Below are 14,146 nucleotides of genomic sequence, written 5' to 3' on the forward strand. Positions count from 1 at the left end.
ATGATATAATGATTTGATGGAGAGGAGGGAACTTCTTATGGAAACTATTAAAGATTATTTAGAAAAACTTGAAATAGAAAATAATATTTTAAACAAACAATTAGCAGATGTAGATGTAACAAAAGTAATATATTTTAAGGAAGAAAAAATAATATATATATATTTATCTTCAAAAAATATAATAAGTTATATATACACAGATATGCTAAGGGAAGAAATTAAGGAAAAGCTTGACTACTTTAGTGATGTGAAAATTAAAGTAAGATATGTTAAATTAGAAAAACAGAAAACAAAAGATATCATAAAAAAATATTGGTCAAATATACTACATATATTAATTAATTTATGTCCATCGCTAAGTGGTTGGGTGAAAAAAGTTGAGTATATGTGTATAGATGATACGTTAAAAATAAAGTTACCATCAGATTTATTTTATAGGAGACTTACAAATCAAAATGCTATACAGGTTTTAAAAAATGTATTAGCAGAAGAGGCTGGAATCGAAATAGACATAGTTTTTGAAAAATCTGTTAATCGAGGACCTGATGTAGAAAAGTTAATTATGAAAAATGATAATTTAGTTGAACAAATGGTAAAAGAAAGAATAGCAGAATCATTAGAATTAGATGATGAAAATGAAGCTGAAATGGAAGGAAATGAAGCTATAGCAGCTCTATCAAAAGAAGAATATATTTATGGAGAAAATGTAAATGCTCCAGTTGAAAAAATAAATAGATTAAACCCTAACTCAGGAACTGTTTGTGTAATAGGTGAAGTTTTTGATGTTGAATTAAAAGAGTTAAGAAATGGTAAAGTTCTTTTAATAGCAGCAGTAACAGACTACACAAGTTCAATAAGTTGTAAGCTGTTCTTAAATGATATGAATAAAGATAAAGTTATAGATTCAGTAACTAAAGGTGCTTACCTAAAAATAAAAGGTGACGCACTTTATGATAACTATCAGAGAGAACTAACTATGACGATAAGTGGGATAAAACAAGAAGTTAAAGAAGAACGTATAGATAAGTCAGATGTTAAAAGAGTTGAGCTTCATGCTCATACTCAAATGTCATCAATGGATGCTATATGTCCAACAAAAAAATTAGTTGAGAGAGCTGCAAAATGGGGTCATCCTGCAATAGCTATAACAGATCATGGAGTGGTACAAGCATTTCCAGAGGCTATGGACGCGGCTAAAAAACATGGTATAAAGGCTATTTATGGTGTTGAAGGATATTTAGCGGAAGATGAAGTTCCTATAATAAAAGATCCAAATGATAAAGAACTATCTCAAAGTTTTGTAGTATTTGATATAGAAACCACTGGATTTTCTAATACAAATGATAAGATAACGGAGATTGGTGCTGTTAAAATAGAAAACTTTAAAGTTGTAGATAGATTTAGTGAGTTGGTAAATCCTGAAACAGACATATCGTATAAAATACAGGAATTAACAGGAATTACTAATGACTTAGTAGCAGATAAACCAACGATAGATGCTATACTACCTAAGTTTTTAGAATTTGTAGGTGACGATGTTTTAGTTGCACATAATGCTGATTTTGATATGGGATTTATATCTCAAAAAAGTAGAGAACAAGGTCTAGAGTTTAAAAATAAGAGTGTGGATACTTTGACTTTAGCTAGGGTTTTATTACCACAATTAAAAAGACATAGATTGAACCTTATTGCTAAAGCATTAGGAATACCTCTTTTGAATCACCATAGAGCAGTAGACGATGCAGAGGCTACAGCTCATATATTTATAAAATTTTTAGAAATGCTTAAAAAAGAAGGTGTTGAAAAGTTAAGTGATGTAAATGAAAAACTTGGAGGTCTTGATTACACAAAGATTGCAACAAACCATATAACTTTACTTGCTAAAAATTACACTGGATTAAAAAACTTATATAGGATTGTATCGGATGCACATGTAAATCATTTTTACAGAGCTCCTAGGATATTAAGGAGTGTATTAGAAAAGCATAAAGAAGGTTTGATAATAGGGTCTGCATGTGAAGCAGGACAAGTATTCGCTGCTGTTAAGAAAAATTTACCAGACGAAGAAATAGAAAAGATAATAGATTTATATGATTATATAGAAGTTATGCCAATTGATAATAATAGATTCATGATTGAAAAAGGTGAAGTTAAAGACGAAGAAGAATTAAGGGAGTTAAACAGAAAATTAATCAATGTAGCTAAGAAGTTTAATAAAATACCAGTAGCTACAGGAGATGTACATTTCTTAGATAAGCATGAAGCTGTTCTTAGAAAAGTTTTGAAAAATTCTCAAGGGTTTAAAGTAGATGAGGAAGAAACATATCTTCATTTTAGGACTACAGATGAGATGCTAGAAGAATTCAGCTATTTAGATCCAGTAGAAGCATACGAAGTAGTTGTAGCAAATACTAATAAAATAGCAGATATGATTGAGGATATAAAACCAATTCCGGATGATACATATCCACCTGTAATAGAAGGCTCTGATGTAGAACTTAGGGAAATGTGCTATGAAAAGGCAAAAAGAATTTATGGAGATCCTATGCCAGAAGTAGTTGAATCAAGATTAGATAGAGAATTAAACTCTATAATTGGAAATGGGTATGCGGTTATGTACATCATTTCTCAAAAACTTGTTACTAAATCATTAAGAGATGGATATCTAGTTGGATCTAGGGGATCGGTTGGGTCATCTTTTGCGGCTACTATGAGTGATATAACAGAAGTTAATCCATTACCTGCTCACTATATATGCGAAAATGAAGAATGTAAATATTCTTATTTTTATGAAATAGGAGAGTGGGGATCAGGAGCGGACTTACCAGATAAAGATTGTCCAAAATGTGGAAGACCTCTAAAAAAAGATGGTCATGATATACCGTTTGAAGTTTTCTTAGGATTTGAAGGAGATAAAGAACCGGATATAGACTTAAACTTCTCTGGTGATTATCAGCCAATAATTCATAAATATACAGAGGAACTATTTGGTGAAGGGTATGTTTATAGAGCTGGAACTATAGGTACAGTAGCAGAAAAAACCGCATTTGGATATGCTAAAAAATATATAGAGGAAAATAATATAAACACTACTTCAGCGGAAGCATTAAGGTTAGCAAATGGATGTACAGGAGTAAAAAGAACATCAGGTCAACATCCTGGTGGAGTTATGGTTGTTCCTCATTATAAAGATGTGTATGATTTTACACCTATACAATATCCTGCAAATGATACTTCATGTGGAGTAATAACTACTCATTTTGACTATCACTCTATAAGTGGTAGAATACTTAAATTAGATATACTAGGGCACGATGTGCCTACCATAATAAGAATGCTTGAAGATATAACAGGAATAGATGCTACAACAATACCATTAGATGATAAAGAAACTATGTCATTATTTACATCAACAGATGCATTAGGAGTAACACCAGAAGAAATAAATTGTCCAATAGGGTCTCTAGCAATACCAGAGTTTGGAACTAAGTTTGTTAGACAAATGTTACTTGATACCAAGCCAACTACATTTGCAGAGCTTGTTCGTATATCTGGGCTTTCTCATGGTACTGACGTTTGGCTAAATAATGCGCAAGAGTTAGTTCAAAAGGAAATAGTAGGTCTTAAGGATGTTATATCTACTCGTGACGATATAATGAACTACCTTATATTTAAAGGATTACCTCCTAAAATGGCCTTTACAATAATGGAAAGTGTTAGAAAAGGTAGAGGGTTAAAACCTGAGCATATAGAAGAAATGGAGAAAAATGATGTCCCAGAGTGGTATATATGGTCATGCCAGCAAATTAAATACATGTTCCCTAAAGCGCATGCTGTTGCATATGTAATGATGTCATTTAGGCTTGCATATTGCAAGGTTCATTATCCAGAAGCTTTTTATGCAACTTATTTTACAACTAAGGCAGAAGATTTTGACGCAGATTTAATTGTAAAAGGATTAGGGGCGATAAAATCAAAGATAAGAGAAATTGAAGAATTAGGAAATGAAGCAACTACTAAAGAAAAAAATATGCTAACAGTTTTAGAAGTTGCTCTTGAAATGTATGCAAGAGGTATAAATATAATACCAGTTGATATATATAAATCGGATGCTAAAAATTTCCAAGTTGTAGGTGAAAAAACTTTATTACCACCTATGATAGCTCTACAAGGGGTGGGAGAGAATGCAGCAATAAATATTCAAAATGAAAGGGATAATGGAGAATTTATATCTAAAGAAGATCTTAGAAAGAGAACTAAAATTTCAAAAACTGTAATTGAAACTTTAACAAATCATGGATCTTTAGAAAATATGAGTGATAAGAATCAATTATCATTATTCTAATAAATAGGATTATAACTTATGGAAACTTGTGAGTTATAATCCTATTTGTACATATGAGGACTTTGAGTATATAATTAAAATGAATATAAAAAAGGGGGAATTATTATGAATACAAACTTAATTTCGTTGATTATAGGGATTTGTGATGTTTTAATAATTTTTATTTGCTTAAAAATATCGAAAAAAATATTTCCGGGGAAAAATAAGGAGTTTAATAAAAGTAAAAGTGGGTTTTTAGTAAAAAAAAGTATGGTGAGTTGTATATGCATGATTTTAGGATTTGTTTTAGTGAAAAGTGTTATAATATCAAATTGGATTTTATATTTACATATAGTTCCATCAAAAAATATTTTTAATACATATATGCAAAATGCTACTATCATAAATACGATAGTAATTAGTATTCAAGTTATTATAATAGGTCCTATAATTGAAGAATTAATCTTTAGAAAAATTTTACTTGGAAAGCTATTAGAAAAATTTATTAATAGACCTATAAAAGCTATAGTATATTCAGCTTTAATATTTGGAATTGTTCATTTAAATATTATACAAGGTGTAGCTGCATTTGGAGGAGGAATAATATTAGGTTTAATTTATTATTATACTAAATCTATTAAAGCAACTATATTTGCCCATATATTAAATAATTTTTTAATTATAATACCAAATCCAATAGGCTTATGGATGAATGTAATATATTTAATAGTAGGATTTTATCTAATTAAAAAAGCAAATGATAAACTGAAATTATGTACATGTTAAGTGTCGAAAAAAATCGAAAGAAAAAGTGAAAAAATTAATAAAAAAGGTTAACAAAATTTAAAAAACATAATATAATAATACTGTAAGAAATGAGGCGACATAGCCAAGTGGTAAGGCAGTGGACTGCAACTCCTTGATCCCCAGTTCGAATCTGGGTGTCGCCTCCAAAATAAAATGGGAATATAGCTCAGTTGGTAGAGCAATTGACTGTTAATCAATGGGTCACAGGTTCGAGTCCTGTTATTCCCGCCATATATGCTAGTGTGGCTCAACGGTAGAGCAGCTGACTTGTAATCAGCAGGTTGTAGGTTCGATTCCTATCACTAGCTCCAATTATAGACAAGCTAATAATAGCTTGTTTTTTTTGTGTTAAAAAAGTAGAAAATAGTTGGATTTTATTATATACTAAGTATTAGCACCAAGTGATAAAATGGGAGGAATTAATGAAAAAATCAATTATAGTAGTATTTTTAATCAGTTTAGTTTTATTAATAGGGTCTTGTGTAGTAGGGTATTTAGTGTATGATGGGTCTGTTGGATCTAGTCAAAAAATAAAAAATGAAGATATAGTAGAAGTTTTTTCACATAGAGAAAGTAAGCCTTTAGATAAGTTAAAAAAATATAAGTACGAAGATGTTTTTATAAACTCACCTGAAAATGGATACAAAATAGAAGGCAAATTTATAAAGTCAAATACACCTACCGATAAAAGTATAATCTTAGTTCATGGAATTGAAAGTAATTATTATGAATATCTAGAAAAAGCATATGAATATCTAGAGCATGGTTATAATGTAATGCTATATAACCAAAGACATACAGGCCATACTGGTGGAAATGATTATACGTTTGGACTTTATGAAAGATATGATTTGGAAAATGTAGCCAAGTTTGTGAAACAAAAATACCCAAATGGACTATTAGGGGCTCATGGACATTCAATGGGGGCTGCAACTGTTGTTATGCATTCAGAAATCAATGAAAAAAATAAGTATGTAGATTTTTATATAGCGGATTCTCCTTATCATGAGATGCAAGATGCGATAAGGCTAGGGATTGAAGATGAAAATATACCTCTATTACCTGTTGGGTATGCTAAATTTATGGGGAATTTATATACAAAAGTTAAATCTGGGTTTAGCTATGAAGACGTAAAGCCATATAAAGCTGTTCAGTATATTACAACTCCTATGTTTTTAATACATGGAAAAGAGGATAAAGTATGTTCTCCAAATAGTAGTAAAATAATTTATGACAATATACCTCATAACAAGAAAGAGTTATGGTTAATCGATGGAGTTCAACATGTTAATGGATATGATATATTAGGAAAAGAATATTTTGATAGAATATATAAATTTATTGATAATGAAGTTCAAAAAAATTAAATTTTAAGCTATTAAAAATAGGATAAAACATTGAATAATACTAGAAAGTTTGCAAATAAAAACAATGTATGGTATTATAGTATATAAAATAGTATAAAATGTAAAAACTAAGAGTGAGACGGAAAGTTCTCACTCTTTTATTTATAGTGCTTATAGACTATAAAATAACAACTGAATAGGAGGTAAGTCGAATGAAAAAAAGTACAGAAGCAATGATAGAAGAATTAGTACTTCCAATAACTAATGAAAATAACATCGAAATCGTTGATGTTGAATATGTTAAAGAAGCGGGCGAATATTACTTAAGAATATTTATAGATAAAGATGGGGGTGTATCTTTAAACGACTGTGAAGTTGTAACTAGAGCTATAAACCCTATATTAGATGAAAAAGATCCGATAAAAGAAAACTACTTCTTAGAAGTATCTTCACCAGGACTTGATAGACCACTTAAAAAAGAAAAAGACTTTGTAAGATATGCTGGTAGAGATGTAGAAGTTAAATTATATAAACCTATAAATGGATTAAAACATTTTGAAGCGGAATTAGTTGAACTAGCTGAAAATAAAGTAGTTAAATTAATAGTAGACGGTGAAGAGATGGAATTTGATAAAAAAGATATAGCACTTATAAGACTTGCTGTAAAATTCTAATTAAAACTTAATATAGAAAAATAGGAGGATAAAGAAATGAACCACGAGTTTGTAGACGCATTAGAAGAATTAGAAAAAGATAGAGGAATAGATAAAGAAATACTTATAGATACTATAGAACAAGCATTATTAACTGCTTATAAAAAGAACTTTGGATCGGCTCAAAATGTTAGAGTATATTTTGATAGAGAAAAAGGAGATGTAAAGGTTTACTCTCAAAGGATAGTTGTTGACTCAGAAGATATATATGATACTTTCTTAGAAATTGAAATAGATGAGGCTAGAGAAATAAGCCCTAACTATGAAATTGGTGATATAATAGAAAATGAGATAACTACTACAGAATTCGGAAGAATAGCAGCTCAAACTGCAAAGCAAGTAGTTGTTCAAAGAATAAGAGAAGCTGAAAGAGATATAGTGTATAATGAGTTTATAGACAAACAAGATGAAATAGTTACTGGAGAGGTTGCTAGAGTAAACAAAAACATAGTGCATGTAAATCTTGGAAGAATAGAAGCTATAATGACTCAAGCGGAGCAAATACCAGGAGAGCATTATCAAGCAGGACAAAAAATAAAGGTTTATATATTAGAAGTGAAGAAAACTAATAAAGGACCTCAAATAAGTGTTTCAAGAAGTCATCCAGGTTTAGTTAAGAGACTATTTGAAATGGAAGTTCCAGAAATATTTGAAGGAACTGTTCAAGTTAAAAGTATTGCAAGAGAAGCTGGATCTAGAACTAAGATGGCAGTTAGCTCAGTAGATGAAAATATAGATCCAATAGGAGCATGTGTTGGACCTAAAGGATCAAGAGTTAAAAATATAGTTGATGAACTAGGCGATGAAAAGATAGATATAATCAAGTACAGTGAAAACCCAGTTGAATTTATATCAGCAGCTCTAAGCCCATCAAAAGTTATGTCTGTAGATGTAAATGAAGAAGAAAAGAGCGCTTTAGTTATAGTTCCAGATTATCAATTATCACTTGCTATAGGTAAAGAAGGTCAAAATGCTAGACTTGCAGCTAAGTTAACTAACTGGAAAATCGATATAAAAAGTGAAACTCAAGCAGCTAAAGAAGCAGCAAATCAAGATGAACTAGATGCTTAGATATAAGGAGTGATACATTTGCAAAAGGTAAAAAAAGTTCCTCAGAGAAAGTGTATAGCTTGTCAAGATAGAGACAATAAAAAAGAGTTAATAAGAATTGTTAAAAATAAAGAAGGACATATATTTTTAGATAAAACAGGAAAAGCAAACGGTAGAGGTGCATATATTTGTAACTGTAGCGAATGTTTAAAAAAAGCTATTAAAAGCAATGCCCTAAGTAGAGCTTTCAAAATGGAAATTCCTGAAGAAGTGTATGAATCACTAATTAAGGAGATTGAAGATAATGAATAATAATGAAGCAAAAATTTATTCTTTTCTAGGTCTCGCACAGCGCGCAGGTAAACTAGTATCGGGTGATGATTCAACTATGCTTGAAATTAAAAAAAATAGGGTAAAACTAGTTATAGTAGCAGATGATGCTTCGAATAACACGAAAAAGTTATTTAAAGATAAAACATCTTTTAGAAATATAAACTGTGTTACATATTCAACTAAATTGCAATTAGGGTTAGCTATAGGAAAAGCTCCTAGAGCAGTTGTTGGAATTAAGGACGCAAGTTTTGCAAATAAGGTTTTAGAACTTATTGAAAATACAAAAATATAATAGGGGGTGGTCTTGTGTCAACAAGAGTATACCAATTAGCAGAAAATTTAGGAATTACTAGTGAAGAACTTATAGCTAAACTAGGAGAATTAGATATAAACGTAAATGATAAGAATGATGAGTTAAGTCAAGAAGATGCAGATATGGCTATGGAATTATTAGAAGAAGCTAAAGGAAGTGGACTTCCAACAGTATCTGTGGAAGGTAGTTTAACTGTTCAAGAATTAGCTAACAGTTTAGAAAAACCAGTTACAGAAATAATAATGAAGCTTATGAAAATGGGAACTATGGCAACAATAAACCAAGAGTTAAATTTTGAAATAGCTTCTTTAGTAGCTAAAGACTATGGATTTGAATTAGTAGAAAAAGATACATCAGAACAAGAAGCAGCAGAAATAGACGCATTAATGGAAATAGAAGAAGATAAAGAAGAAGATTTAGTAAAGAGATCTCCTATCGTTACAGTTATGGGACATGTTGACCACGGGAAAACATCTTTATTAGATGCTATAAGATCAACAAGTGTAACAAACAAAGAAGCGGGTGGAATAACTCAACATATAGGGGCATCTGAAGTTACTATAAATGGAGAAAAAATAGTATTCTTAGATACACCAGGACATGAGGCTTTCACATCTATGAGAGCTAGAGGAGCACAAGTAACAGATATGGCTATATTAGTTGTTGCTGCAGATGATGGTATAATGCCTCAAACAATAGAAGCTATAAACCATGCTAAAGCAGCAGAGGTACCAATAATAGTTGCTATAAACAAAATAGATAAGCCAGATGCTAATGTAGACAGAGTTAAACAAGAATTAGCAGATCAAGGATTATTAGTTGAAGACTGGGGTGGAGATGTTATATCAGTTCCTGTATCAGCTAGACAACAAACTAATATAGACACATTACTTGAAATGATATTATTAGTTGCAGAAATAGAAGAATTAAAAGCTAATCCAAATAAAAGAGCAGTAGGTACAGTTATAGAAGCTCAACTTGATAAAGGAAGAGGACCTGTTGCAACTGTACTTGTTCAAGGAGGAACTTTAAAAGTTGGAGATCCTATAGTTGCAGGTGCTGCTTGTGGAAAAGTTAGAGCAATGATAAACGATAAAGGTAGAAGAGTTAAAGTTGCTGGACCATCTACTGCAGTTGAAATATTAGGATTATCAGAAGTTCCACAAGGTGGAGATCAATTCGTTGCAGTTGCTACTGAAAAAATAGCAAGAAACGTAGCTGAAAAGAGACAACATATAGCAAGAGAAGAAATGTTAAAATCTAATCAAAGAATAAGTCTTGATGAATTCTTTAGCCAAATGTCAGATGCTGAAGTTAAAGAGTTAAACGTAGTTGTTAAGGCTGACGTTCAAGGATCTGTTCAAGCTGTTAAGCAATCATTAGAAAAATTATCTACAGAAGAAGTTGCTGTTAGAGTTATACACTGTGGTGTTGGAGCAATAACTGAGTCTGACGTTATGCTAGCTAGAGCATCTAATGCTATAATAATAGGATTTAGCGTAAGACCAGTAGCTACAGCTGAAGTAATGGCTAAAAAAGAAGAAGTAGATATAAGAACATATACAATAATATATAAGGCTATAGAAGACGTACAAGCTGCTATGACAGGTATGTTAGATCCTGAGTATGTAGATGAAGAAACAGGTAAAGCAGAAGTAAGAAATACATTTAAAATATCTGGAGTTGGTACAGTAGCAGGATCTTATGTATTAAGCGGTAAGATATTTAGAAATGGTAAAGTAAGAATTGTTAGAGATGGAATAATAATCCATGAAGGTGAAATAGCAGCATTAAAGAGATTTAAAGATGATGCAAAAGAAGTAAACCATGGATATGAGTGTGGTATAACATTTACTAACTTCAATGATATAAAAGAAGGCGACATAGTAGAAGCTTATATAACTAAAGAAGTAGAAAGAAAACTAAAATAGTAAGTAAAAGAGGTCGATATTATGGCATCATATAGCAGAACGCAAAGAATAGGCGAAGAAATAAGAAAAGTTGTAAGTACAATGCTTATAAGTGGAATAAAAGACTATAGAATAAATTCTCTTATAAGTGTTACAGATGTTGAGGTAACTAGTGATTTAAGTTATGCTTATGTTTATGTAAGTATATTAGGTGGAAATAAAGAATCAAGCATGGCAGGTCTAAAGAGTGCTTGTGGATATATAAGAAAAGAAGTAGGAAAAAATGTAAAACTTAGACATACTCCAGAAATTATCTTTAAGATTGATGATTCTATTGAAAAGGGAATGTATATGGAGAGTCTTATAAAGAAAGTAAATAAAGACAACAGCAAAAACAAAAAAGATTTTTCAGATGATTCTCAAGGAGAATAATTAATGAAAAAAAATATGAAAAATATTATAAATGCTATACAAGAGGGTAACAATTTTATTGTTACCTCTCATTATAGCCCAGATGGGGACAACATAGGATCAACATTATCTATGTACTATGTTTTAAAAAAATTAGGAAAAAATGTATTATATGTACTTGATGATAGTATACCTGTTAATTTAAGATTTTTAGTTGAAAATGTAAACATACTAAAATCAGAAGAAATAGATGTTAATTTAAGCGATTACACTTTAATATCTCTTGATTGTGGAGATATTAATAGAATTTGTGTAAGTGACAAAATAAAAACATCTGTTAGTAAATTAATATGCATAGATCATCATGCAAGTAATGATAATTTCGGAGATTTAAATTATATAAATCCAAATGAATCATCTACGTGTGAATTAGTCTACAATTTACTTAAAGAGTATTCTGATACTATTAATGATCAATTGATAGATGAGAATATAGCTACATATCTGTATACAGGACTTTTAACTGATACAGGTAATTTTTCTTACTCAAATACTAATCCAAGCAGTTATTTAATGGCATATGATCTAGTTACTATAGGAGCTAAAAAGGATCTTATAATTCAAAAAATATTCCAAAGTAATCCATATAATTATTATAAATTACTAGGAGAATCATTGGATACATTAGATATTGTAGATGGTAAAATAGCTAGTATGATGTTAACTACAGATATGCTAAATAGAAATGATATTTCATTTAATGACGCAGATGGAGTTACATCGTATACTAGAGATATAGATGGAGTAGAAGTAGGACTTTTATTCAAAGAAAAAGCAGAAAATGAAATTAAAGTAAGCTTTAGATCTAAAAACTATGTGAATGTTAGTTCTATTGCACAGAAATTTGGAGGAGGAGGCCACGTTAGAGCCTCAGGATGTACTATAAATGATAGTATAGAAAATGCAAAAAAAATGGTGATTGACGAAGTCTTAAAACATATTTAAGGATGATTGATATGAACAAAATAGTAAATATACTAAAACCTACGGGAATGACATCTCATGACGTCGTAGGTAGGGTTAGAAAAACATTAAATATAAAAAAAGTTGGTCACACAGGTACCCTTGATCCAGATGCATCAGGGGTACTACCTATATGTATAGGAAAAGCTACAAAGGTTAGTGAACTTATTCTTAATAAGGATAAGTCATACATCTGTGAACTGACTTTAGGAATAACTACAGATACTTATGACTCATCAGGTGAAATTGTAGAAAGATCTGAAGTTAAAGATATAAATATTGAAAAACTTGAAAAAGCATTTGATACTCAAAGGGGAGAAATTAAACAACTTCCTCCTATTTATTCGGCTTTAAAAGTAAATGGAAAAAGAATGTGTGATTTAGTTAGAGCTGGAAGAGCTGAAGAAATTACTCTTAAATATAGAGATGTTAACATAAAGGAGCTTAATATCTTATCATTTAAAGAAAATAAAGTGATGTTTTATGTTAAGTGTTCTAAAGGAACTTATGTAAGAAGTATATGCTACGATATAGGTAAAGAGTTAGGTTGTGGTGGTCATATGTCATTCTTACTTAGAACTTCATCAGGAAAATTTAATATAGACAATGCTATAACTTTAGAGCAATTAGAAGAACTTTATAAAGAAAATATGTTAGATGAACATTTATATGATATCGATTATGTTTTATCAAATTTTAATAGTATACATATAAATCCGCTTGCAGTTAAGTCTTATGTAAATGGAGCTATAGTCTACAATAAAGGTTTTTTAAAAGGTGATTTTAAAGAAACTGATGAATTTGTAAGAGTATATAGTGAAGGAAAATTTTTAGGAGTAGGTAAATTCTTAAAAGTTGATGGGACATTATGCTTAAAAAGTGATAAACTATTTGTATAGAATATAAGTAGTGGGGAATTTATTATGACTATTATAAAATCATTAGATGAAGTAATAAATGTTGAAAATACTGTTGTAACTATTGGGAATTTTGATGGTATTCATAAAGGCCATATAAAGCTTATTAAAGAAGCTGTAAAAGAAGCAAAAACAAAGAATTATAAAAGTGTAGTATTTACATTTGAAAATCACCCTATGAGGTATTTTAGAGCTGATTCTATAAAGCATATTATTACAAATGAAGAGAAAGTTAAGATATTTGAAGATCTAGGTGTGGACATAGTTTTTATGATTCCATTTGATGAATATATGACAAAAATATCTGCGACTGATTTTGTAAAAACTATTTTGCATGAAAAACTAAAGTGTAAAATGGTTATAGTTGGGCATGATTTCACTTTTGCTAGAAATAAAGAAGGAAATGCCAGCTTGCTTGAAAGTCTTGGAAAAAATTATAATATGAAGGTTAAAGTAATACAACCGATAAAAATAAAAGGCAGAAGAGTCAGCAGTAGTTATATAAGAAATCTTATAAATGATGGTAATGTAAGTGAAATTAAAGATTTTTTAGGTAGAAATTATTTTTTAGAAGGCGAAGTTATACATGCAAGAAAAATTGGAAGAACAATTGGATTTCCAACTGCCAACTTAAAGGCTGAAGATAAGTTGATTATACCTAAAAATGGCATATATGCAGTTAAAGTATATATTAAAAATAAAGTTTACTATGGAGCAACCAATATAGGATATAATCCTACTGTAAATGGAAAAGCATTATCTATAGAAACAAATATAATTGACTTTGATGAAGAGATATATGGTGAGATAATAAAAGTTGAATTTTTAGATAGGATACGAGATGAAAAAAAGTTTAACTCTTTAGATGAATTAAAATCGCAATTGAGAAAAGACGTAAATTTTGTATACAAAAAGTATGTTTACAAATAGACATGCTTTATGGTAAAATAAAATTCGTGAACCATTACTCGGCATTCGAATACTCCAATCAATGCTTAG

Annotated in this window: 12 protein-coding genes and 3 tRNA genes; all 15 read left to right on the forward strand. The window is 30.1% G+C overall.

Annotated features, from left to right (window positions below):
* The first annotated feature begins 37 nt into the window (after positions 1-37).
* A complete protein-coding gene (locus ACN6I1_RS03405) occupies positions 38-4,345 on the forward strand; it encodes a PolC-type DNA polymerase III (protein ID WP_419742714.1) in 4,308 nt (1,435 codons plus the stop codon).
* 105 nt (positions 4,346-4,450) lie between these two features.
* Positions 4,451-5,110 (forward strand): CPBP family intramembrane glutamic endopeptidase, encoded by a 660-nt coding sequence (locus ACN6I1_RS03410; RefSeq protein ID WP_419742715.1) that lies wholly within the window; start codon positions 4,451-4,453, stop codon positions 5,108-5,110.
* A gap of 93 nt (positions 5,111-5,203) precedes the next feature.
* Positions 5,204-5,277, forward strand: a tRNA-Cys gene (locus ACN6I1_RS03415).
* A gap of 9 nt (positions 5,278-5,286) precedes the next feature.
* Positions 5,287-5,362 (forward strand) — tRNA-Asn (locus tag ACN6I1_RS03420).
* 5 nt (positions 5,363-5,367) lie between these two features.
* Positions 5,368-5,442, forward strand: a tRNA-Thr gene (locus ACN6I1_RS03425).
* A gap of 111 nt (positions 5,443-5,553) precedes the next feature.
* Positions 5,554-6,498, forward strand: coding sequence for an alpha/beta hydrolase (locus tag ACN6I1_RS03430; protein ID WP_419742716.1), 945 nt, complete (start codon positions 5,554-5,556; stop codon positions 6,496-6,498).
* Positions 6,499-6,689: 191 nt separating this feature from the next.
* Positions 6,690-7,151 (forward strand): ribosome maturation factor RimP, encoded by a 462-nt coding sequence (gene rimP, locus ACN6I1_RS03435; protein ID WP_021428857.1) that lies wholly within the window; start codon positions 6,690-6,692, stop codon positions 7,149-7,151.
* 36 nt (positions 7,152-7,187) lie between these two features.
* Positions 7,188-8,261, forward strand: coding sequence for a transcription termination factor NusA (gene nusA / locus ACN6I1_RS03440; protein ID WP_195945364.1), 1,074 nt, complete (start codon positions 7,188-7,190; stop codon positions 8,259-8,261).
* Between the two features lie 18 nt (positions 8,262-8,279).
* A complete protein-coding gene (gene rnpM, locus ACN6I1_RS03445; protein ID WP_021428756.1) occupies positions 8,280-8,552 on the forward strand; it encodes an RNase P modulator RnpM in 273 nt (90 codons plus the stop codon).
* Positions 8,545-8,865, forward strand: a complete 321-nt coding sequence (locus tag ACN6I1_RS03450; RefSeq protein WP_025162355.1) for a L7Ae/L30e/S12e/Gadd45 family ribosomal protein — start codon at positions 8,545-8,547, stop codon at positions 8,863-8,865. The genes rnpM and ACN6I1_RS03450 overlap by 8 nt, the downstream gene beginning before the upstream one ends.
* A gap of 14 nt (positions 8,866-8,879) precedes the next feature.
* Positions 8,880-10,817 (forward strand): translation initiation factor IF-2, encoded by a 1,938-nt coding sequence (gene infB / locus ACN6I1_RS03455; RefSeq protein ID WP_419742717.1) that lies wholly within the window; start codon positions 8,880-8,882, stop codon positions 10,815-10,817.
* Positions 10,818-10,838: 21 nt separating this feature from the next.
* The gene (gene rbfA, locus ACN6I1_RS03460; RefSeq protein ID WP_419742718.1) at positions 10,839-11,228 is read left to right on the forward strand and encodes a 30S ribosome-binding factor RbfA; all 390 of its coding nucleotides are present in this window, start codon (positions 10,839-10,841) and stop codon (positions 11,226-11,228) included.
* 3 nt (positions 11,229-11,231) lie between these two features.
* The gene (locus ACN6I1_RS03465; RefSeq protein WP_419742719.1) at positions 11,232-12,212 is read left to right on the forward strand and encodes a DHH family phosphoesterase; all 981 of its coding nucleotides are present in this window, start codon (positions 11,232-11,234) and stop codon (positions 12,210-12,212) included.
* Between the two features lie 11 nt (positions 12,213-12,223).
* On the forward strand, positions 12,224-13,129 hold the full coding sequence (gene truB / locus ACN6I1_RS03470; RefSeq protein ID WP_419742720.1) for a tRNA pseudouridine(55) synthase TruB: 906 nt from the start codon (positions 12,224-12,226) through the stop codon (positions 13,127-13,129).
* Positions 13,130-13,153: 24 nt separating this feature from the next.
* Entirely contained in the window at positions 13,154-14,077 is a 924-nt protein-coding gene (locus ACN6I1_RS03475) for a bifunctional riboflavin kinase/FAD synthetase (protein WP_419742721.1), read from the forward strand.
* The last annotated feature ends 69 nt before the right edge of the window (positions 14,078-14,146 follow it).

Source organism: Paraclostridium dentum (genome assembly GCF_048568265.1).
Taxonomy (GTDB): domain Bacteria; phylum Bacillota; class Clostridia; order Peptostreptococcales; family Peptostreptococcaceae; genus Paraclostridium; species Paraclostridium dentum.

What these genes read in the sequence shown, in the direction of transcription:
- ACN6I1_RS03405 (WP_419742714.1), top strand. Translation starts at nt 38, where the DNA reads ATGGAAACTATTAAAGATTATTTAGAAAAACTTGAAATAGAAAATAAT.
- ACN6I1_RS03410 (WP_419742715.1), top strand. Translation starts at nt 4,451, where the DNA reads ATGAATACAAACTTAATTTCGTTGATTATAGGGATTTGTGATGTTTTA.
- ACN6I1_RS03430 (WP_419742716.1), top strand. Translation starts at nt 5,554, where the DNA reads ATGAAAAAATCAATTATAGTAGTATTTTTAATCAGTTTAGTTTTATTA.
- rimP (WP_021428857.1), top strand. Translation starts at nt 6,690, where the DNA reads ATGAAAAAAAGTACAGAAGCAATGATAGAAGAATTAGTACTTCCAATA.
- nusA (WP_195945364.1), top strand. Translation starts at nt 7,188, where the DNA reads ATGAACCACGAGTTTGTAGACGCATTAGAAGAATTAGAAAAAGATAGA.
- ACN6I1_RS03450 (WP_025162355.1), top strand. Translation starts at nt 8,545, where the DNA reads ATGAATAATAATGAAGCAAAAATTTATTCTTTTCTAGGTCTCGCACAG.
- rbfA (WP_419742718.1), top strand. Translation starts at nt 10,839, where the DNA reads ATGGCATCATATAGCAGAACGCAAAGAATAGGCGAAGAAATAAGAAAA.
- ACN6I1_RS03465 (WP_419742719.1), top strand. Translation starts at nt 11,232, where the DNA reads ATGAAAAAAAATATGAAAAATATTATAAATGCTATACAAGAGGGTAAC.
- truB (WP_419742720.1), top strand. Translation starts at nt 12,224, where the DNA reads ATGAACAAAATAGTAAATATACTAAAACCTACGGGAATGACATCTCAT.
- ACN6I1_RS03475 (WP_419742721.1), top strand. Translation starts at nt 13,154, where the DNA reads ATGACTATTATAAAATCATTAGATGAAGTAATAAATGTTGAAAATACT.